Here is a 21,447-nt window from a genome sequence, read left to right as displayed (position 1 = left end):
AGAAAATAAATAAATAAATAAATAAATTTTTTGCAACATTTTTGCAACGGTCCTGTTTTTTCGGATTGTTGCAAATTCTCTTTTTTTATTTTACAGCCGGTTTTCGCGGGCAGCAACCCTTTTTTTAGAATAATTCGACAAAACAGAAACGGGGCGGCTTTTTAAGATGAGTTTAAAGCCGCAAATCCGGTTAATTTTATCGTTTGACGCAGCGATTTATTACTTCCGGCATTGCTGCAATCTGTTTACAAATTTCCAACATTGTTGCAATCTGTTTACAAATTTCCAACATTGCTGCAATCTGTTTACAAATTTCCGGCATTGCTGCAATCTGTTTACAAATTTCCGGCATTGCTGCAATCTGTTTACAAATTTCCGGCATTGCTGCAATCTGTTTACAAATTTCCGGCATTGCTGCAATCTGTTTACGGTTTTTCAGCGCTGCTGCGGGATTTTTCAACAATATATTCATTCTCATAACAATCCGAAAAATTCGGACGCGATACGCGTCCGAATTTTCGGGAGGATTTGCACGTTTTTTTAAAAAAATATGTTTTGTTGCACAGTGTTTTGCCGCATGGCTTTTCATTGCGCAATTTTTTTGTATTTGATATTTTCAACCTTTATGAAAATGAAACTTTCGGAACACTTTTTTCCGCATCCGTTGCCTCAAAGAGCTCTTTTTTGGTAAAGCCGCCCAGTTTGGCAACGATATTGGTCGGAATGGTTTGGATTGTGTTGTTGTATTTGGTCACCGTATCATTGTAAAATTGGCGTGTGTACGCGATTTTGTTTTCCGTTTCCGTCAGCTGGTTTTGAAGATCCCGAAAATTTTCATTGGCTTTCAGCGCCGGATAGTTTTCCGCAACGGCAAACAAACTCTTTAAGGTGCTTGACAACATGTTGGACGCCTCCGCTTTTTCGTGCGGTGTCGTCGCTTTCATCACGGCCGAACGAGCGGCGGTCACATTTTCAAGCAATTGTTTTTCGTGTCCGGCATACCCTTTCACGGTCTCCACCAAATTCGGGATTAAATCCGAGCGCCGCTTGAGCTGAACATCAATTTGCGCCCACGCATTTTCCACAAAGTTGCGCGCTTTAACCAAATTGTTGTACATCACAACAAAAGCAATGACAATCCCCACAATAAGAAGGAGAATAATAAATCCGATAAGCATTCCAATCATTTTTATCACCGATTTTTTTGTTTATTTTCTATTTTGCTTAATTTTTCTGTTGCTTAATTTTTTATTTTGCTTAATTTTTTATTTTGCTTAATTTTCTGTTGCTTAATTTTTTATTTTGTTTAGTTTTTTTTGATTTTGCTTATTTTTGTTGTCTGCCCTATTCTTTTTCGATTTTTATTTTGGACTCGGATTCCTGATTGAATCAAAATGAATGTATTATTTTTAAATTTTGGGGACCGACTTACCGGAATCCGCCGCCACCGCCGCCAAATCCACCGCCGATTCCGCCGCCGCCAAATCCGCCCATTCCGCCACCGCCGCCACTGTTGCTGCTCTGTGGCGTGGACGCTGAATATGCGTGACCCATTCCGGTATAGAAAATCGGATAGTAATAAATCATACCCAGGCGGCTGTCCGACATAGTCGCGGTTGGGACCGACAAATTCATATTTTTAAGAGCTTGGTCGGCTACCCCAAGCGCCATCGCGTACACCAAATAGTGGTCCCAAATAATAACCGACGATGGCGGATACTTTTCAATCATGGAATAATCCGTCAGATATTTCTCAAAGTTTTTCCACTTCAAATAAAAGACCCGGCCATCTTTGGTCCAGCGTCCCATGGATTTTTTAAAGATACGCGGGTAAATCAATAAAACGATGGCAAGCATCCCGCTGACAAAACACAAAAACTTTGTGAAATACGTCGCCGGATGGTAAAAAGACGGCGCCAAAATTTCGCTGCCGAAAAACATCACAACGGAACAAATAAAAAGGATAACCCCCCCCGAACTGATTTTATTATTTCCGGAGGTGTCAAAATACGCGGAAAAGTCGGCAAGTTTTTCAATTTTCGTATTCCAGCGATTCAGAAAATTGTAAAACGCATCGTTTTCCCCAAGTTTCTTTTGGAATTTTGTCCACTCGATTTGCCCGCCATCCGCCCGATCGTACAAAAAGTTGTAGACATCCCGTTCATAACTTTCAAGGCGCCCATCGGCCTGTTTTTCAAATTTCAACAAAATGTCCTTTACGTCCGACCGCTTCCAGTCTTTGCGTGTTGTTTCATGAACGGAAATATAATCGTTGTCAATCAAACTCATAATCGTTGAGACAAAAGCGTCCATCGTCGGTTTCCCGTGACCGGCAATAATCGCGTTGACCACCGCCGGCTTTGTATCCGTCGGAAGTTCCCGCTCATAAAGAGCCGTATAATCCACTTTGGGTTCCCGCCCATATTTTCTGTAAATATAAAACGGTGTGGCAATCCCGATTAAAAGGATGAAAAGCTGGACAAAGACCAAGAAGTAAGAATAAACTTCCTGACGCGCAAGCTTTTTTTCAAAAGCGATTTCGGATTGCACCCACTCATTTTCCTCATGGATGACTTTGGTCAGCATTTCTTCATGGCGAACGGAAACAATCGAACCGTCCGGATTTTCCATTCTCGGATAAATGACACGGGCATCATACCAAGTGTAAGCCGGAATGTCTTTGGCCTGAACTTTGTATTGAATCGTTGAGGCTGCATTCGTTATAGTTTCATTCGTTACGCTTTTGACAAAACTGACGTTTTCAAAAGTTGTGTAAGACGACGGGTGATTCCAAACATAGACGGTTCCATTCGGATTTTCGTCCGATTGAAGGGACGCGTTTTTCACGCCGGCAATCGTCATCGTTCCGTTTAAACTGTCCAGTGGCATTCCCCAATTGTTTCCCCAAAGCATGAAATTGAATTCGGTAACATCATTGTAAACATTAATGCCGCCGTAGTAATCGTACGACAAAACCAAAACAACTTTTTCCGGATTTGGTTTTGGGAGAGAGACAATCAGTTCGACCCCTTCGCTCACGTTGGCCGTTCGAAACGGTGCTTCCGGATATCCCTCAATGTACCCGGTCGCGTTTTTAATATAAATGTCCGAATTGGTATACACCAGCCGGTACACTTCGTTGTAATCCTGCCCGTAATTGGTAAAATAAATTTTTTCATGAACGTGGGTGAGGCCGGATTCATCAACAGTCACTGTAACGTCTGCATGGTCAATGGCGTATGGGTCCGCTAAAGCGCCGGCAGAGAGCATCATCAAGCAAAAACCGGTCAAAAGAACGACGACCGATAAATGAAAAGATGAACGAAAGAAAGAATCGGTTTTTTGAGAAAGCATAAAAATCACACAAAGCTTCGTTTCTTTTTGTTTTTTACAATTTTTTAGTTTTTAAATTGCTGTAATTGCATTTAGCATTGTAACTGTTATTGAATTTGTAATTGTATTTATTGCATTTGAATTCTATTTATCGTATTTCATTTGTTTTTTACGATTCTGTTTCTCTAATTAACTTGCTCATTTCTTAAAAATCTTTGTTGTAAGAATTAAAAAACGACCGGACCCTAAAAACCGGATGTTTACAAAATTAACCTTTTTAAATAACAACTCTTATTTAGGATTAGAATATATGCATGACTATGACAAAATCCAAAGTCTCTAAGGCTAACGAAACAAAAGAAACAAAAACGATGTCCAAAAAACCAAAAGTGGAAAAAAGAGAAGAAGACGAAGATTTCTTGGAATTTGATGAATCCTTTTTGAATCATTTTGACCAAAAACGCATTCATGAAAGCGCACAAGTGTTTTCCGCAATTTCCAGTGAAATGCGCCAACGCATGATTCAAATGATTTCCGAAGACAGCCGCCATATTTCATCCATTGCGCGCGAACTCGGCATTTCCGTCCCGGTCGCGTCCAAGCACATTAAAATTTTAGAAGATGCGGGCCTTGTCGAACGCAAAGTTTTTGGAAAAACACACGTCTTGAGCCTCAAAAAAAACAGTTTCAACAAAGCTTTCGACTCTTTCGCGCCGGTTAAAAAATTGGAAGTTGAAAAAGGAACCACGCTCATGGACGCCTTCCGGCGTGTGTCGATTGTTGAAGTCAAAAACATAGGCGGTCGGAACTTTATTGTTTCGGCGGACGGCGAAGAAGGATATTTCATTTACGAGGTCAACGGAAAACTCATTGACAAGAGGGCGGAGGAATTCATTTTGGAAGAAGATTCCGTCATCTCCTGGAAAAGATTAGAGCCGGTGACAAAAAAGAAATTGGTCGTGTCCGTCAAAAAATAACGGTCCGACTTTTTTTAGGAAATAGTGTTTTTCTGTCTTTTGACAGAAACACCTGTTTTTTTATTTTTATTTTTGTTACTTTATTTTTGTTACTTTTTGTTACTTTATTTTTGTTACTTTTTTGTTACTTTATTTTTGTTACTTTTTTGGAATAATTTTTCGAAAAGTTAACGTCGCAATGATAAGAACCGCCGCCACGCTCGCCAAAATCAAAATCATGGTACTTGACCCCCCGGAAATATCCGGCCCGGATCCGTTATCTTTTACCGGCAAAGGATTGTCCGGCAAAATGGGATTTGGGGAATTCGTCACTTTGACAAACCAGCCGGTATCTGTTTTTTCAAAATAGTATGGATCTTGATACTGATTCAGCATGGAAAATCCGGAAATGACCCCGGTGCTGTTGAGGTAAGATTTGTCCAGCTTAAAGGATAACACCAAATAATATTCCCCGTTTAAGAGGCGGGAACAGTAAAAGTAATCCCCGTCTTTCATCATGACGCTGGTAATGTATTTCGGAGCCGGGCCATCCGTATTTCGAAGCTCCACTAAAACATTATCGCCTGAGCCCGACCCAACCAAATGAAGTTCGTACCCTTCCTTAAACTTTTCAACATCGCCCTCATTCATCAAAAAATAGCTCCGGGATTCCAAGACGTCCAAATGTGTATAATTTCCGATGTTGTCCCGAATTATCACCGTCCCTTCCGAATCCGCCGCAATCGCAGGAGATGCAAAACAAAAAAGAGAAAATAAAGAAGAGAATAAAACGAAAAAAGACAGGCTTAAAAAGAAAAAACGGCGGCCATATTTTTGAGTCATTTCATCCTCGGTTTTATGAGTTCCTTATTTTTTGGAATAAATACACCGACCGGCAATAATTTCTTCCACTTCCCCATCTTCCTTTTTTAAAAGAAGCGCGCCGGATTTTGAAATGCCGACCACTTTTCCTTCGACAATCCGATTCGGCATGGTGACTTTGACATCCCGTCCCACCGTGTCCGACAACGAAACAATGTCGCTTAAAATTTCCCCAAACGGCTGTGTGTTAAACCGAATGTATTGCTGTTCCATTTCATGCAATAATTTCTGCAAAAAATCCACCCGGTCAATACTTTTTCCGATTTCGTCCCGAAGCGTGGTCGAATTCTCCCGAAGGTCTTCCGGAATATCCTTTAAACTCATGTTGGCATTGATTCCGACACCGATAATTACGAATTCGATGGTATCAATTTCCGCTTCCACTTCCGTTAAAATCCCGCAAACCTTTTTGCCGTTAATTAAAACATCATTGGGCCACTTGATCCGGGCCGGAATTCCATACTGAATCAACGTGTTGGTCACACTCAGCCCAACCGTCAGCGTCAGACGGGATGCGGCGCTGAGCGCCACTTTCGGTTTTAAAATGATGGAAAACCAAATACCGCCTTTGGGAGACGCCCATTTCCGTCCGAGCCGGCCCCGACCACCGGTTTGCTGCTCCACAACGATAATCGTTCCCTCTTCCACCACAGGCGCCAGCTTTTTGGCAATATCGTTGGATGATCCCGCTTCATCATAATAATGAATATTTTTTCCAAAAAGCGTGGTATTCAGGCCGGAAAGAATTTCTTCCGGATAAAGAAGCTTTGGAACCGACTTTAACGTATACCCTTTTTTAGGAGAGGATTGAATTTCATAACCATCCTCCCGGAGACCTTTGATGTATTTGCACACCATGGTCCTTGAAATGCCGAGCTGGTCTCCTAAGTCTTCGCCGGAGATCGTTTTTCCGTCAGCCGCCTTAAAAGCGTTGATAATTTCAGCCCTTTTGCTTTTCATCCGAAAACTTCCTTTTGATTTTTTAATGAGATATAATATAATTTGGAAATATGATTTAACAGGATTTAAAGGTATGACTTTAAAATATGATTTTAACAATTAAAATATCATTTAAGTAATGATTTGAAATATCATTTAAGTAATGATTTGAAATATCATTTTAGAATGTGATTCAAAAATTCCTTAAACTAAATCAAATAAACTCAATAAAAATTTGATAAAATTATTAATAAACTGAAATCCGCGTGCATATTTATATAATTATGTATTGAATAAAATAAACAATTCAAGAAAAAGAGGGCAAATAAAAATGATTGTTCCAAAACATTTGAAATGATGGAAATCATTTTTATTTTTCACTTTTTCATTTGTTATTTCTTTTTAGATTTTTTTCCGGATTCGATTTCCGCAATGTTGGAAATGTAGGTGCTGACCGCCGCTGAAATGGCAGCAATCACCACTTCATCATTGTCCAGCGCGGATGCAAGCGTTGCTCCCTTCGCGGAATCCCGAAGAAGAACATCCCGAACCGCATCCACGATGTTATTGTTGTCAATAAATTTGGTGGATAAATTTCCTTTGGCAAATTCCGGGTTTTCCATCACCGCTTTATGGAACGGGATGTTTGTGGTTACGCCAACCACCACATATTCATAAAGCGCGCGTTTCATACGAGCAATCGCTTCATCGCGGTCTTGTCCATAAGCACACAGCTTTGAAATCATCGAATCGTAATACGGAGAAATCGTATACCCGACGTGAACACCACTGTCCACTCGAATACCCGGACCGCCGGACGAGCGATAACGCTTGATTTTTCCGGGAGACGGCGCAAAATCGTTGAGCGGGTCTTCGGCATTGAGACGGCATTCAATCGCATGACCGCGGATTTGAATATCTTCCTGCTTTAATTCAAGTGGCATTCCTTGCGCGATCCGAATTTGATGCTTGACCAAATCCAAACCGGTGACAAGCTCCGTAATGCCATGTTCCACTTGAAGCCGGGTGTTAACCTCCAAGAAATAAAATTGACCGTTGGAATAAATGAATTCCACCGTCCCGGCATTTTCATAGCCGGCCACTTTGGCGGCAGCAACGGCCGCGTCCCCCATCTTTTTTCGAAGCTCCGGCGTCATAATCGGAGACGGCGATTCCTCGATAAGTTTTTGGTGGCGGCGCTGAATGGAACATTCCCGGTCGCCCAAATGGATAATATGACCGTATTTGTCGGCCAGAATTTGAATTTCAATGTGTCTTGGATTTAAAATGTATTTTTCAATAAAAACCGACGAATCCCCAAAAGCCGACCCGGCCAATCGCATCGTCGTTTCAAGCGCGTCTTTGAATTCACTTTCGCTGTTGACCACACGCATGCCAATTCCGCCACCTCCGGCCGACGCTTTGATGAGAACCGGATAGCCGATTTCTTTTGCGACCGCAATCGCTTCTTTGACATCGGTCACCGCGTCTTCCGTCCCCGGAACCGTCGGAATGCCCGCTTTCTTTGCAATTTTTCGGGATTCAATTTTGCTGCCTAATTTTTCAATCACATGCGCCGGCGGACCGATAAAAACAATTCCTTCTTCCTCGCACCGTCTCGCGAATTTGGCATTTTCGGACAAAAACCCGTAGCCCGGGTGAACCGCATCACAACCGGTTTGCTTTGCGATTTGGATAATTTTTTCGATGTTGAGGTAGCTTTGAGAAGCCGGAGCCGGTCCGACCGGACTTGCTTCATCGGCATACATCGCAAACAATGCCTTGTTGTCGGCTTCCGAATAAATGGCACCGGACTTAATGTCCAGTTCACGGCAAGCTCTCATGACACGAATCGCGATTTCACCGCGGTTGGCGACCAATATTTTTTGAAACACAGAATAATCCTCCGGTTTACTCAATAATCATCAAAACGTCGCCATTAGAAACCGTATCACCCTCAGCGACAATGATTTCTTTCACCGTTCCGCTTCTCGGTGCACCGACCGCATTTTCCATCTTCATGGCTTCAATCACACAAATCGGACTTCCCTCTGAGACGTGATCTCCGACTTTTGTTTTGATGGACAAAATCATGCCTTGCATGGAACTGCAAACCGCTCCCGGATGCCCTGCCTTGGAGGCTTTGCCGTCAGCTGCCGGTTTTGATTTACCGCTGCCGGCGGAAGCAGATCCGTTTCCTTTTCCCGACGGCTCTTTGGGTTCCACTTTGATGTCAAAGACATTGCCATCCACTTCCACGCGAAACTCGGTCGGAATTCCAAAATATTCAACGGCTGCCGGAATTTTACAGTCACAGATCAATTCTTCTTCCACCGCTTCGCCTTTGAGGAATTTGGGCGCAATCGCGGGATAGAGAATATAAGTCAAGATGTCTTCTTCCGATTTGGCGATGCCTAAGCTTTCAGCTTCCTTTTTCATCTTATCATATTCCGGTTTGAGCAAATCCGCCGGACGAACCGTAATTGGGCGTTCACCTTCAATCACACGGGAAATCATTTCTTCCGAAATCGGTGCCGGGGTTTTTCCGTAATATCCGCGCACATAATCCTTAACTTCTTTGGGAATGACTTTGTAACGTTCGCCCATAATCACATTCAAAACCGCTTGTGTTCCGACAATCTGACTGGTCGGGGTGACGAGCGGCGGGTATCCGAGTTCCGCCCGGACTTTGGGCATTTCCGCCAAAACCGCTTCATACTTGTCCAATGCGTTTTGCTCTTTTAACTGAGAAACCAAGTTAGACAGCATGCCGCCCGGAATTTGGTACAACAAAACGTTGGTGTCAATCGTCTCCGAAATCGGGTCGCAGATTGTCGCGTATTTTTCTTTGACATTTTTGAAAAACGGCGTGATTTCCTTGAATTTTTCCAGATTAATACCGGTATCGTACGGCGTTTTTGCAAGCGACGCGATCAGGGCTTCCGTCGGCGGTTGGGAACTTCCCCACCCAAACGGAGAGACCGCGGTGTCAATAATATCAACACCGGCCAAAACCGCCGCATAATAGGTAATCGGCGCCATGCCGGATGTACAGTGGGAGTGAAGGCAAATCGGGATGGAAACTTCTTCCTTCATGCCGGCGACAATCGCGGATGCCGCGGCTGGAGACATCAGGCCGGCCATATCTTTGATGCAAATGGAATCGGAGCCCATTTCTTCCAATGTTTTTGCCATTTGGACAAATGTTTCCGTGGTGTGAACGGGGCTGATGGTATAGCAGACCGTTCCCTGAACATGTGCGCCGGCAGATTTCGCGGCGGTGACGGAGGACTGAATATTTCTAAAATCATTCACCGCGTCAAAGATTCTGAAGATATCAATTCCGTTTTCGTATGCTTTTCCGACAAAGCGACGGACGACGTCATCCGGATAATGGCGATATCCGACAAGGTTTTGCCCACGAAGAAGCATTTGAGCCGGTGTTTTTTTCATCCGGGATTTGATGTCCCGCAAGCGCTGCCAAGGATCCTCGTTTAAGTAACGGATACAGGTGTCAAATGTGGCTCCACCCCACATTTCCAGGGAATAATATCCGACTTGATCCAATTTTTCAACAACGTCAAGCATGTCGCGTGTTCTCATTCGGGTCGCGATTAAAGATTGATGCGCATCTCGAAGAACGGTTTCTGTAATTTTTACGGCCATAGAAAATAAGCCTCCTCTTTTTGTATAAATAATTGTGAGTAATGATTTGGAAGTTATAAGTTATATTATGAAAATAATTTATGAAGCTATGAAATGTTTATTAGAGATATTATTTTTCGACAAAATGTTTTTTAAATTTTTCGTCTATTTTGTCTTTTCTTTTCCTGTCATTGCCGTAGGCAATGAAAGAAGAAAAAGGAGCTGCAAAATTTGAAACATTCTGAAGAATGTAAACTATAAATATATTCCGACTCCGTTTACAATGATTTTTGCCGGCAGAAACACAGGGATTTACTTTTTTAATTTCGACCATTATTTTCATAGGAGTTCATTAAATGTTTGTAAAATATTATATGGAAAACTTTTTATAACTACCCAAACAAAAATATAGGTTAGATTTTAGTATATTATAGATATAATAATTTACAGGTAATAATATGGATTCAAAAGTACAATCTCAAAAAACAAAAGATCAAAAAACAAAAAACCGGATATTGGCATTGATTATTATTTTACTTCTTCTCTTGCTTCTTTTTATGCTATATTCCGGATTTGGAGGAAATAAGGAAATCCGATGTGTGTGCGATACCTCCTCCAACCGGAGTTCCGGATTTGAATACACGGTTTCGCCACCGTCTTCATCCACACCGTCAACACCCCCATCGGTCCCGGTTCTTCCGGGAGGAGACGGGGAACGTTCGATTCCGGAGATCGCTTCCTTGGAACTTTATGATTACAATTATGATAATGACAACACACTTCGTGTTATTTTAACCATGGATGACCCCAAGAAAACTTTCTCAACGGTATTTGCTCAATACAACCAGCTCAACTCGGATTTTACCGGCAGAATGTCCGCGGACTTTACGGATTTTGATGCGGCCAATGGAAAATATTTGGTATCCATTCATCCAAACGACAGCCATCCAAATGACCCGCTGAACAATATCAAAGATTTTAATAATTTTAATTTTAAAATTTATATTGACATTCAGGAAGGAGTTTCCAGAGGGGCTCACTATCCGTTTGAATCTGGAACCGGGGCGTCTAATAATCCTTTTGTCCTTCAAAACATTGTCCAGCTGGATGCTCTTCGATATTATACAGGGGAGAGCGGAAATAACGCAAGCGGACGGTATTTTATCCTGAGTCAAACCATGACGCTTCCAAACGACTGGAACATGGGAACCAACGGCGGAGCCACCCCTCACAACCGAGGATTATCCCCGATTGACCCGGAAAAAGGATGGGTTTCCATCGGCGTTGCAAAACAGAAAGGAGATGCAACTTTATCATTTGATCATGAAAACAGCCGCTTATTTCAGGGAAACTTGGATGGACAAAACCATACACTTTTGAATTTCCATTCAACCCCCAGTAACAACAATACGATTTCTTCAAACAATGGCGGATTATTTGGCGGAACAAACGGCTCAACCATTCAGAATTTAGTTCTGGATAATATGACCATTGACGGAACCGACCTGAACAATATGAGTTATATCGGCACACTTGCCGGATACAGTCTTGAGACGAATTTTACCAATATCCTCGTGAAAAACTCAACCGTTAAAGGAGGGACATTCGTCGGCGGACTTGTCGGAAAGGCAGAGCCGATTGATTCGGCGGCGGAGAATATTCAAATTCAGGCAGAGATTATAGGAAATAAAAGCGATATCGGAGGAATTGTCGGTTATTCAAAGAATCTGAGCATAAAACAATCCAATTTCACCGGAAATGTTTCCGGGAAAGATACTGGTTTTGAAGTCGGCGGTCTTGCCGGTAGTTTCCATAACGCAACGATTGAATCCTCTCATGCCGTTGGAAATATCACCGCGGTTGGTGTGTCGACCGGAGGATTGACCGGAAAAGCATCTGACTCCGTTCACATCAATAATTCGACCTTTACAGGAAATGTCAGTTCGAACACCCATAGTATCGGAGGAATTTCGGGCACGTTTATCAATCAGTCCACAATATTTAATTCTCATGCGATTCCAGGGAAAAAATCAGTAACAGATGAATCGATAAATGGTAAATACTTCAAAGAACTCAACGGCTCTTTTGACGGAACCATGGACGGGAGAGTAATTGGAAAAATAGACGGGGAATTCAATGGAAGCTATGATGGAAAATTCAACGGAACCGTGAATGGAAAAATGAATGGAAAATTTAACGGAACCGTGAATGGCATCCCTAAAAATGAATTTATAAACCAAGATTTTTCAAATGCTCTCGTAGACGGAACATGGACCGGAAAAATCAATGGAACGATGAATGCCGTTTTGGAAGGAAATATCAATACGACTGATTCCGGAGAGAAAATGAAGGGACACATCGATATCCATGCGAATGGACTGCTCAACGGTTTTTTTACAGGAAATAAGAGTGACGGGCTTGTGAATAGCAGCGCCGAACGCGTTGGCGGCCTTGTCGGAAATGGATCCAAAATCGAAATCGAAAAATCATCTTCAATGATGGACGTTAAAGGAAATGGCATTGGAGGATTAGTCGGAACGCTTGAAGGAAATATTACGGATTCAAATTACAGAGGAATGATTACTTCAACCGCGGGTGCCGGAGGAATTGCGAACAGTATTTCCAACGGAAATATTAAAAATTCAAATTCATATGTAGTCATTGTGGTGAATCAAAATGGAGGAATTTTTGCCGGAAGTGTGACAAATTCAATCATTGAAAACTCAACCGCAAGAGGAGAAATAAGTGGCGGCATGCGCCTTGGAGGTTTTGCCGGAACTTCAAATAATTCCACCATAAAAGACTCAAAAGCCTGGGCGGAGGTGAATGGAACAAACCGAAATACCAGCGGAGGCGTCGGTGAACTTAATAATTCAACGGTGGATAATTTTTATTTTGAAGGAACCATAGATGGTTTATATAACATTGGAGGAATTGCGGGGGTAATGACAAATTCAACCATTGAAAAAAGTTATTCGGCCGGAGATGTTTCCGGAACATCCTACAGTGTGGGGGGCTTAGCCGGCATGATAACAAATTCAACCATTGAAAAAAGTTATTCGGCCGGAGATGTAGCCGGAAAAAATTGCACAGGCGGAATTGTCGGAAACATGACACTAAACGCGTCTTCGGATACAAAAAATGAGATCTTAAATTGTTATTCAACCGGAAAGGTAAGCGGAACAAATTACACAGGTGGAATTGTTGGTTATGCTTATGCCAATTCCACCACTTATACAGAAGTTTACAACAATATCAGCAAGTGTTACGCAACCGGAGACATTAATGGAACAATAAATTACATCGGCGGGATTGCCGGACAAGTCAATGAAAATGGTTCCATCCAAAACTGTGTCGCATTGAATTCGATTGTAAAAGTGGATACCGGATTCGATAAAAATGTCAGCCGAATTTACGGAAATGTGCAAGGAAATGGAAATTCATTTTCGGGTAACTATGCCTATGAAAACATGGTTCGAACCGGCGGACTTTCATTGAATGCCATCGTCAATGAAAAAGATGGTGAAAATATCAGCAAAGATACCGCAAAAAGCATGGCGTTTTACAACACAAAACTCCAGTGGAGTTTTGGACTGGATCCGACATGGAAAATGGGAGATATCACCTACCCATTGCCGGTTTTGACTTGGCAAGATGAAACGGCTTATCCGACAAATCCACCGGCATGGCTTTAACACCTTAAATTAAAAAACAGTGAAGAAAAGAATTGTTCAAAACAATTCCTTTCTTTTTCTTTTTTAATTCTATTTTTTCAATCCCCCGATATTCACTTTATTCTGGTTTTTTATTTTATTCTGATTTTTCATTATTTTTGTTTTTATTTTCATTTTTACTTTCGTTTTTACTTTTGTTTTTATTTTCATTTTTACTTTCATTTTTATTTTCATTTTTACTTTCATTTTTATTTTCATTTTTACTTTCATTTTTATTTTCATTTTTACTTTCATTTTTATTTTGTTTTTATTTTCATTTTTATTTTGTTTTTATTTTCATTTAGTTTTAATATATATTATTTTGAGATTATAAAATCATTTTTTTATACTTGGTTCCCCATAATAATATTTCTTTAAAAATATATTAAAATTTTGCCGTTAAGAAAATTCAAATGCGGGGATAATTATTTCAATTCACTTCCAAGACAAAACACCGGTTAAAAATTTAAAATCCGGTCAACCCGTGCCAAAAAATAGAAGATATCGAGATTATATTCTTTCAGCGATCCTGTTTTTATTGATTTTTTTATTGTTATCTCTTTGCGGCATGTCTCAGAAAAGTGTAGAAGAAATGGAATGTGTCTGTGTGTCAAACACCCCTCCTTCTTTCGAGCAAATCCGGTCGGATAGCGAGTCATTGCCAAGCGGGCAATCTCCGATCGAAAAAAAGAGACCCATCCAACCTCGGAAGAATAGTATATATAATGGGTTGCATTTATTATCAAATTATCAAAAATTATAAAAATATTAAAATATTAAAATATAAGATATAATATTTATATTATTTTAATTAGAATATCAAACAAAAAATGAATAAAAACAAGATCTCTTATGACATCCGACCGCACAAAAATACAGATTCTGGGGATAATGATTATCCTTTTACTTCTTTTGACGATTACCGTCGGATTTCATCGGTTCAACCTGAATGAAGAAGTCACCGGCATTTGTGACATTCAATGTGTAAAAACGCCCATGCCGGAACCCAACCCAATTCCAAAACCAAAAAATAACACCCCTCCTCCGATTAAAGTAACGCCGAAAGATGGCGGAAATTCACCGACGCCGATTATCGCAAGTACAACCCTCTTTGATTACAACCAAGACGGACAAAAGACGCTCCGACTTATTTTAACAATGAATAATCCGAATTTCATAATTACGGATAGCTTGTATGCATTTTATGCGGACCCGGATAATATTCCGGATTGGAACAATATCACGGAAGAAAAGTTGGGGGAATATGTTATCCGGATTCCCCTTTCAAATATTAATGGCACATATGGTCCTCAAGGAACATATTTGGTCTCCATTCCAAACATCACTCTAAATGTGACCGACCCGACCGGTCCTCCGATAGCGACTCCGTTAAATACCGTCGGCAGTCCAAATACCTATCGGTACTTCTTAGTATTTGGCGAAGAAGGGATGTCCGGAGGCTCTTCTTACCCCTTCGACCGCGGAACAGGCTTAGAGTCGGATCCGTTTGTGATTCAAGACATTGTTCAATTGGATGCGCTTCGGTATTACACCACCACCAATGGATCCGGAAAATATTTCGAAATCGTTGAAAATATCAGTTTCCCGACCGAATGGAACAACAACACAGGAAATGCTCACAATCGGGCCTTATCTAACGGAAACGGATGGATTTCAATCGGAGGAAATAAAGGTGCATCACCGGTAAATAATGATACCAACGCGTTTCGTGGAAACTTGAATGGAAATAATAAAACGTTGTCTAATTTCATCATAAAATCCGACGCCTTCAGCGAGGGGCTTTTCGGCTCCGTCGGCGGAAATGACACCCAAAGAACTGAAATAAAAAATTTGAAAATCAATCATTTGACCATGAATAATGTCACGACCAGCTCGTCGTATGTAGGAGCGCTCAGCGGGCATGCCAACTATATAAATATAACAAATGTGGATGTGACCGCACTGACATTGAACGGATTTACGCGTGTGGGGGGACTTGTCGGATATGTCAACCATTCAAAGATAGAGAATTCAAATGTCAGCGGAACAATCACAACAACGAATTATGCGACGGGCGGACTTATCGGTTCGGCGTCTAACTCTCAAATCAACCATTCCAACTCAACAACAAATATCGTTTCCGAAAGATTGACAGGGACTAATACGAGTGGTACCGGCGGTTTGGTCGGAGTAATGACGAATGTAAACATTGACAATTCAAATCATATCGGAACCCTAAAAGGTTTTGATTCGACGGGCGGACTTGTCGGGGCAGCCCTAGGCGAAAATATCAAAATGAATAACTCCACCCATACCGGAAATATAGAAGGATGGAATAATACGGGAGGATTGATCGGATTAATACAGAGCGGATCCAATTATTCAATCGGATTATCTCATGCAACGGGAGACCTGTTCATATCTTCTCATATTAATCCAACCGGAGGGGTAGGTGGGATTATTGGAAAAGACTTGATTCCGAATGGAACAATGGACAACTGCCATTATAAAGGAAATATATCATTCGCCCAAGATGTCGAAATAAGCCAAAATATCGGTGGCTTGGTTGGATTTATAGCCGATCAAAACACAACGATTAAAAATTCAAGTGCCGAAATTGAAATTGTCGTAGACAAAGGAAAAAATGTCGGAGGACTTGTCGGACATGCATTTTATAAAAATTATCATATTGAAAACTGCACGGCTTTTGGAAATATATCCACCACCTCCAATCCAGACTCGCTTTTGTCAACAGCCGGAGGGATCGGAGGAAAATTAAACAATACAACAATCGTTAATTCGTCATCCTCTGTCAACATTAACGGAATCAGTAACTCATCTGAGAAAGCCAAATATGGCGGTCTAATCGGAGAATCATCCAGCCAAACCCAAGTGATTCGTTCATATTCAACCGGCAATATTTATGGGAATGAAGATAATGTCGGCGGTCTCATCGGCGCTTCCGCCGGAGATACGATTCAAGATTCTTATGCCACGGGAAACATTATCGGAAAAACATTTGTCGGCGGTCTTGTGGGAGAAATGAAGGAACAGGATTCAAGTGGAACTCGGCCGGCAGCCATTAAAAATAGCTATGCTTCCGGAAACGTCAGTGCAACAAACATGCAAGCCGGATTGGTCGGATCGATCGGAAACAACACAACCCTTGAAAACTGTGTTGCATTAAATACAGCCATCAACGGATCAAACACACACCGGATCTATGATTTAAAAGCAACCGGCTCCGGGATTGTTTTGACAAACAACTATGCCTACGAAGGAATGACCGGAACAATATCTCAATTTTCGGATAAAACCTCATCCGGAAGAGATGGTTCTGATGTTTCCGCCGCCAATGCGAAAACTCAGGCATTCTATAGTGGAACTCTCACATGGAATTTCGGGCCAACCGGTCCGGTCTGGAAAATGGGAAACACCGCCTATCCATTGCCGGTTTTGAGTTGGCAAGATGAATCGACCTATCCGAAAAATCCGCCGGCTTGGATGAACTAAAAAATGTTTGAATGAAAGGGAGAGGAAAGGAACTGTTCAAAAAATAATTTCTTTTTCTTCTTTTTTCTTCTTTTTTCTTTTTCTTCTTCTTTTTCTTCTTCCTTTTTTTCTTTTTCTTCTTCTTTTTATTTTTATTTTAATTTATCAAATTTATTCTGAGTTTTGATTCTATTTTTTTGGTTTTATTCTATCTATTGCTATTGTTTTTTAGAAGATTTCAAAGAAACAAATGAATTAATAATTATTACTAATAAATTTATGATTTGAATAGCAAAATAGTATATATAGTAAATAAGATGTATAGACGAGTTGTTTAAAAACATAATAATAATAAAGTGGAAATAATTATATTTATGAGATATTTATATTGAAATTTATTATTTTTATTTTTATTATTATTTTTATTTAAATAATTACATAAAAACGAAAAAAATGAACAAAAAATGAAACAAAAACAAGATATTATGACATCCAACCACACAAGAAAACGAATCTTATCAATATTCATTATCCTCTTGCTTCTCTTGACGTTTGCCGCCTGGTTTGTTTGGCTCAACCAGAATAAAGAAATCACCTGTGTTTGCGACGTACAAAGTGTAAAAACATCTGCTTCCGGATTTGACCCGGTTCCAAAGCCGGCAAATAACACGACTCCCCCAATTAAAGTCATTCCCGAAGGCACGCCCGAAAGTGGCGGAAATCCATCGACCACGATTATTACAAATGCAACGCTCTTTGATTACAATCAAGACGAGCAAAAGACGCTCCGAGTCATTGTAACTGCGGATGCGAATATAGATTCCATAAAAAATAATTTATCTGTCCGCTATACGAATTTGAACAATGAGAACGAGAACGGAACCGTTCAAATCGATAGCACAAACGTCGTAAGTTACAACCCGGTAAATAAGCAATATCTCATATCCATTAAAAAACCGGGTACGCCTTTAGAGAATGTCGGCGATTTAAACACATACAGCTATGTCATTTTCTATGACAACGAGACAAATACCACAAGCGATGTTCACTATCCGTTTGAGTCCGGAACCGGCGCACAAGCAACCCCATTTGAAATTAAAAACATTGTTCAATTGGATGCGCTTCGGTATTACACCACCACCAATGGATCCGGAAAATATTTCGAAATCGTTGAAAATATCAGTTTCCCGACCGAATGGAACAACAACACAGGAAATGCTCACAATCGGGCCTTATCTAACGGAAACGGATGGATTTCAATCGGAGGAAATAAAGGTGCATCACCGGTAAACAATGATACCAATGCGTTTCGTGGAAACTTGAATGGAAATAATAAAACGTTGTCTAATTTCATCATAAAATCCGACGCCTTCAGCGAGGGGCTTTTCGGCTCCGTCGGCGGAAATGACACCCAAAGAACTGAAATAAAAAATTTGAAAATCAATCATTTGACCATGAATAATGTCACGACCCGCTCGTCGTATGTAGGAGCGCTCAGCGGGCATGCCAACTATATAAATATAACAAATGTGGATGTGACCGCGCTGACATTGAACGGATTTACGCGTGTGGGGGGACTTGTCGGATATGTCAACCATTCAAAGATAGAGAATTCAAATGTCAGCGGAACAATCACAACAACGAATTATGCGACAGGCGGACTTATCGGTTCGGCGTCTAACTCTCAAATCAACCATTCCAACTCAACAACAAATATCGTTTCCGAAAGATTGGCAGGGACTAATACGAGTGGTACCGGCGGTTTGGTCGGAGTAATGACGAATGTAAACATTGACAATTCAAATCATATCGGAACCCTAAAAGGTTTTGATTCGACGGGCGGACTTGTCGGGGCAGCCCTAGGCGAAAATATCAAAATGAATAACTCTACCCATACCGGAAATATAGAAGGATGGAATAATACGGGAGGATTGATCGGATTAATACAGAGCGGATCCAATTATTCAATCGAATTATCTCATGCAACGGGAGACCTGTTCATATCTTCTCATATTAATCCAACCGGAGGGGTAGGGGGGATTATTGGAAAAGACTTGATTCCGAATGGAACAATGGACAACTGCCATTATAAAGGAAATATATCATTCGCCCAAGATGTCGAGATAAGCCAAAATATCGGTGGCTTGGTTGGATTTATAGCCGATCAAGGCACAACGATTAAAAATTCAAGTGCCGAAATTGAAATTGTCGTAGACAAAGGAAAAAATGTCGGAGGACTTGTCGGAAAGGTATATTATAAAAATTATCATATTGAAAACTGCACGGCTTTTGGAAATATATCCACCGCCTCCAATCCGGGCTCGCTTTTGTCAACAGCCGGAGGGATCGGAGGAAAATTAAACAATACAACAATCGTTAATTCGTCATCCTCTGTCAACATTAACGGAATCAGTAACTCATCCGAGAAAGCCAAATACGGCGGTTTAATTGGAGAATCATCCAGCCAAACCCAAGTGATTCGTTCATATTCAACCGGCAATATTTATGGGAATGAAGATAATGTCGGCGGACTTATCGGATTTGCAACCAGTCAAACTTCCATTAACAATTCATTTGCAACTGGAAACGTTAGCGGCAAAAATGATTCAGGAGGATTGGTCGGAAACTTGACGAATGGTTTTGTTGTGAATAGTTATGCAACCGGAAACGTGACGACTTCCACGGGATCATTTTCAGGAATTGGCGGACTTATAGGAAGTGTGAGTAACAGTAATTTAGATCATAGCATTGCTCTAAACAAAAATATTGAAGCCGGAACAAATCCGGTTGGAAGAGTTTATGGCATCGGTTCCGGTACTAATACCATTTCTGATCATTATGCCTACGATGGCATGACGAAAAACGGAACCGGAACTTTCACAGAAGGAGGAATGAATGGCATGAACGTCAACAAACCAACTGCACTCACCCAAGTTTTCTACAACGATACCCTCAAATGGAATTTCGGGTCAACCGACACGGTCTGGAAAATGGGAAATTCCGACTATCCATTACCGGTTTTGAATTGGCAAGATGAATCTACTTATCCGGAAAATCCGCCGGCTTGGGCCGTAACGCCATAAGTTGAAAAAAAATATGAAGAAAGGAATTTCTAAAAAACAATTCCTTTCTGTTTTTCTTTTTTATTTACATCAATTTGTTTTCCCACATTCAATGGAGAAGTGCATAATCTCCGAAAAAATAATGTGGGTGCTTAACTTATCTAATTCTTGCACAAAAAGAAGAGGAAAGCACCCATGATGCAAAACACATTGAAAGATAAAAAATATTCGCACCTAGAATTAGAACAACGAATAGACATTGGAATGTACAAATCATAGAAATGTACTCAAACTCAGATTGCAACCGTGATTGGCTGTTCACAATCAACTGTTTCCCGGGAATTAAAGCGGAATCAACCACCACATAATGATGTGTGCTATAATCCTCTCCAAGCACATAAAAGAAGCGAAAAACGAAAGTATGATGCTGCAAAGAAGGAAATATTGAAGGATAGATATATTCGCCGGTACGTTCATGAAAAATTGAAAAACCGATGGACGCCGGAACAAATTGCTAAAAGAATATCCATGGATTATCCAAATCTCAAGACCAATTATGAATCAATTTATCGATACATCTATTCTGTCGGGAAAGAATTAATTCAGTATCTGCCAAGACATCATCGAATCAGAAGGAAAAGAGGAAAGGAATCAAAAAAGCATGAAGGAAAGATATCAAACAGAGTTTCAATTGAGGATAGACCCGAGTTTGTAAATCTCAGAATCAGAGTGGGCGATTTTGAAATTGACACTTTGGGGTCACAAAAATCTAAATCATGCCTTCAGGTAATTGTGGATCGGGTTACGCGATATACCTGGATTAATTTGTTGAATGATAAATCTGCTCATGAAATGATGGAAAAGGCGATTGCTACTTTAAAACAACTGGATCCGGCATTCAGAAAAACAATCACTTTCGATAATGGGACAGAGAATGCTGCTCATATGAGATTGAAGGATGAGTTGGATATTGATACTTATTTCTGTCATACCTATTCCAGTTGGGAAAAAGGAACGGTGGAAAACACGATCGGGATAATTAGAAGAATATTCCCTAAAAGTACAAATTTTTCATTGATTTCAATAAAACAAGTGAAAGAATTAGAAGAGTGGCTGAATAACAGGCCAAGAAAGTGTTTAAATTTCATGACTCCTTTGGAAGTCATGAAATTATGCACTTCTTGATTGAAGATAAGTTTTGATTATTTTTTATCAATTTTTCATTTTTGTGATTGAGTCTCTTAATTTTTGGTTTTTTCTGTTTTATTTTTGTTTTTTTCAGAAAAATGCAGAGAACATAGTATTCATAATAATTACCAATAAAACTATTTTTTTAATAGAAAAAAATTATATATATGAATTACCCATATAGGACAATAGTTTAAAGATATAATAATAAAGAAAAATAATAAAGATATATCTATA

The 21,447-nt window shown here is 40.4% G+C and carries 13 protein-coding genes; 5 read left to right on the top strand and 8 right to left on the bottom strand.

The genetic code is table 11. The features are described from left to right. Positions 1-196: 196 nt before the first annotated feature. The 3 genes from MsAm2_RS01710 to MsAm2_RS01700 all read right to left on the bottom strand — a co-directional run bounded on the left by MsAm2_RS01710 (position 197) and on the right by MsAm2_RS01700 (position 3,354). Positions 197-478, bottom strand: a complete 282-nt coding sequence (locus tag MsAm2_RS01710) for a hypothetical protein (RefSeq protein ID WP_338098095.1) — start codon at positions 476-478, stop codon at positions 197-199. A 145-nt stretch (positions 479-623) separates the two neighbouring features. Beyond that, complete coding sequence (locus MsAm2_RS01705; RefSeq protein WP_338098094.1) at positions 624-1,187, bottom strand: LemA family protein; 564 nt, start codon at positions 1,185-1,187, stop codon at positions 624-626. Positions 1,188-1,428: 241 nt separating this feature from the next. Then, positions 1,429-3,354 carry a DUF2207 domain-containing protein gene (locus MsAm2_RS01700; RefSeq protein ID WP_338098093.1) on the bottom strand — a complete coding sequence of 642 codons (1,926 nt, stop codon included), beginning with the start codon at positions 3,352-3,354 and terminating at the stop codon, positions 1,429-1,431. A 293-nt stretch (positions 3,355-3,647) separates the two neighbouring features. Between MsAm2_RS01700 and MsAm2_RS01695 the strand changes: the two genes are divergently transcribed. Continuing rightward, positions 3,648-4,310, top strand: coding sequence for an ArsR family transcriptional regulator (locus MsAm2_RS01695; protein ID WP_338098092.1), 663 nt, complete (start codon positions 3,648-3,650; stop codon positions 4,308-4,310). A gap of 138 nt (positions 4,311-4,448) precedes the next feature. Here MsAm2_RS01695 and MsAm2_RS01690 read toward each other — a convergent pair whose 3' ends face one another. From MsAm2_RS01690 to oadA, 4 genes are all read right to left on the bottom strand, one after another. Further along, positions 4,449-5,132, bottom strand: a complete 684-nt coding sequence (locus MsAm2_RS01690; RefSeq protein WP_338098091.1) for a hypothetical protein — start codon at positions 5,130-5,132, stop codon at positions 4,449-4,451. A gap of 24 nt (positions 5,133-5,156) precedes the next feature. Further along, positions 5,157-6,131 (bottom strand): biotin--[acetyl-CoA-carboxylase] ligase, encoded by a 975-nt coding sequence (locus MsAm2_RS01685; protein ID WP_338098090.1) that lies wholly within the window; start codon positions 6,129-6,131, stop codon positions 5,157-5,159. A 371-nt stretch (positions 6,132-6,502) separates the two neighbouring features. After that, positions 6,503-8,005, bottom strand: coding sequence for an acetyl-CoA carboxylase biotin carboxylase subunit (locus MsAm2_RS01680; protein WP_338098089.1), 1,503 nt, complete (start codon positions 8,003-8,005; stop codon positions 6,503-6,505). 16 nt (positions 8,006-8,021) lie between these two features. Then, positions 8,022-9,776: a sodium-extruding oxaloacetate decarboxylase subunit alpha gene (gene oadA / locus MsAm2_RS01675; protein WP_338098088.1), complete on the bottom strand. Its 1,755-nt coding sequence runs from the start codon at positions 9,774-9,776 to the stop codon at positions 8,022-8,024. 437 nt (positions 9,777-10,213) lie between these two features. Here oadA and MsAm2_RS01670 point away from each other — a divergent pair, with 437 nt between their 5' ends. After that, a complete protein-coding gene (locus tag MsAm2_RS01670; protein WP_338098087.1) occupies positions 10,214-13,450 on the top strand; it encodes a beta strand repeat-containing protein in 3,237 nt (1,078 codons plus the stop codon). Between the two features lie 69 nt (positions 13,451-13,519). On the opposite strand, the gene MsAm2_RS01665 is transcribed toward MsAm2_RS01670, so the two are convergent. Then, the gene (locus MsAm2_RS01665) at positions 13,520-13,723 is read right to left on the bottom strand and encodes a hypothetical protein (protein ID WP_338098086.1); all 204 of its coding nucleotides are present in this window, start codon (positions 13,721-13,723) and stop codon (positions 13,520-13,522) included. Between the two features lie 597 nt (positions 13,724-14,320). Here MsAm2_RS01665 and MsAm2_RS01660 point away from each other — a divergent pair. From MsAm2_RS01660 to MsAm2_RS01650, 3 genes are all read left to right on the top strand, one after another. After that, positions 14,321-16,981 (top strand): GLUG motif-containing protein, encoded by a 2,661-nt coding sequence (locus MsAm2_RS01660; RefSeq protein ID WP_338098085.1) that lies wholly within the window; start codon positions 14,321-14,323, stop codon positions 16,979-16,981. 443 nt (positions 16,982-17,424) lie between these two features. After that, the gene (locus tag MsAm2_RS01655; RefSeq protein WP_338098084.1) at positions 17,425-20,043 is read left to right on the top strand and encodes a GLUG motif-containing protein; all 2,619 of its coding nucleotides are present in this window, start codon (positions 17,425-17,427) and stop codon (positions 20,041-20,043) included. A 285-nt stretch (positions 20,044-20,328) separates the two neighbouring features. Beyond that, the gene (locus MsAm2_RS01650) at positions 20,329-21,207 is read left to right on the top strand and encodes an IS30 family transposase (protein ID WP_420846959.1); all 879 of its coding nucleotides are present in this window, start codon (positions 20,329-20,331) and stop codon (positions 21,205-21,207) included. Positions 21,208-21,447 lie beyond the last annotated feature (240 nt).

Origin of the sequence: Methanolapillus ohkumae, assembly GCF_032594355.1 — an archaeon.
Taxonomy (GTDB): Archaea; Halobacteriota; Methanosarcinia; order Methanosarcinales; family Methanosarcinaceae; genus Methanolapillus; species Methanolapillus ohkumae.
Note: the sequence above shows the minus strand (reverse complement) of the source record. Positions and strands in the feature narration are given on the sequence as shown.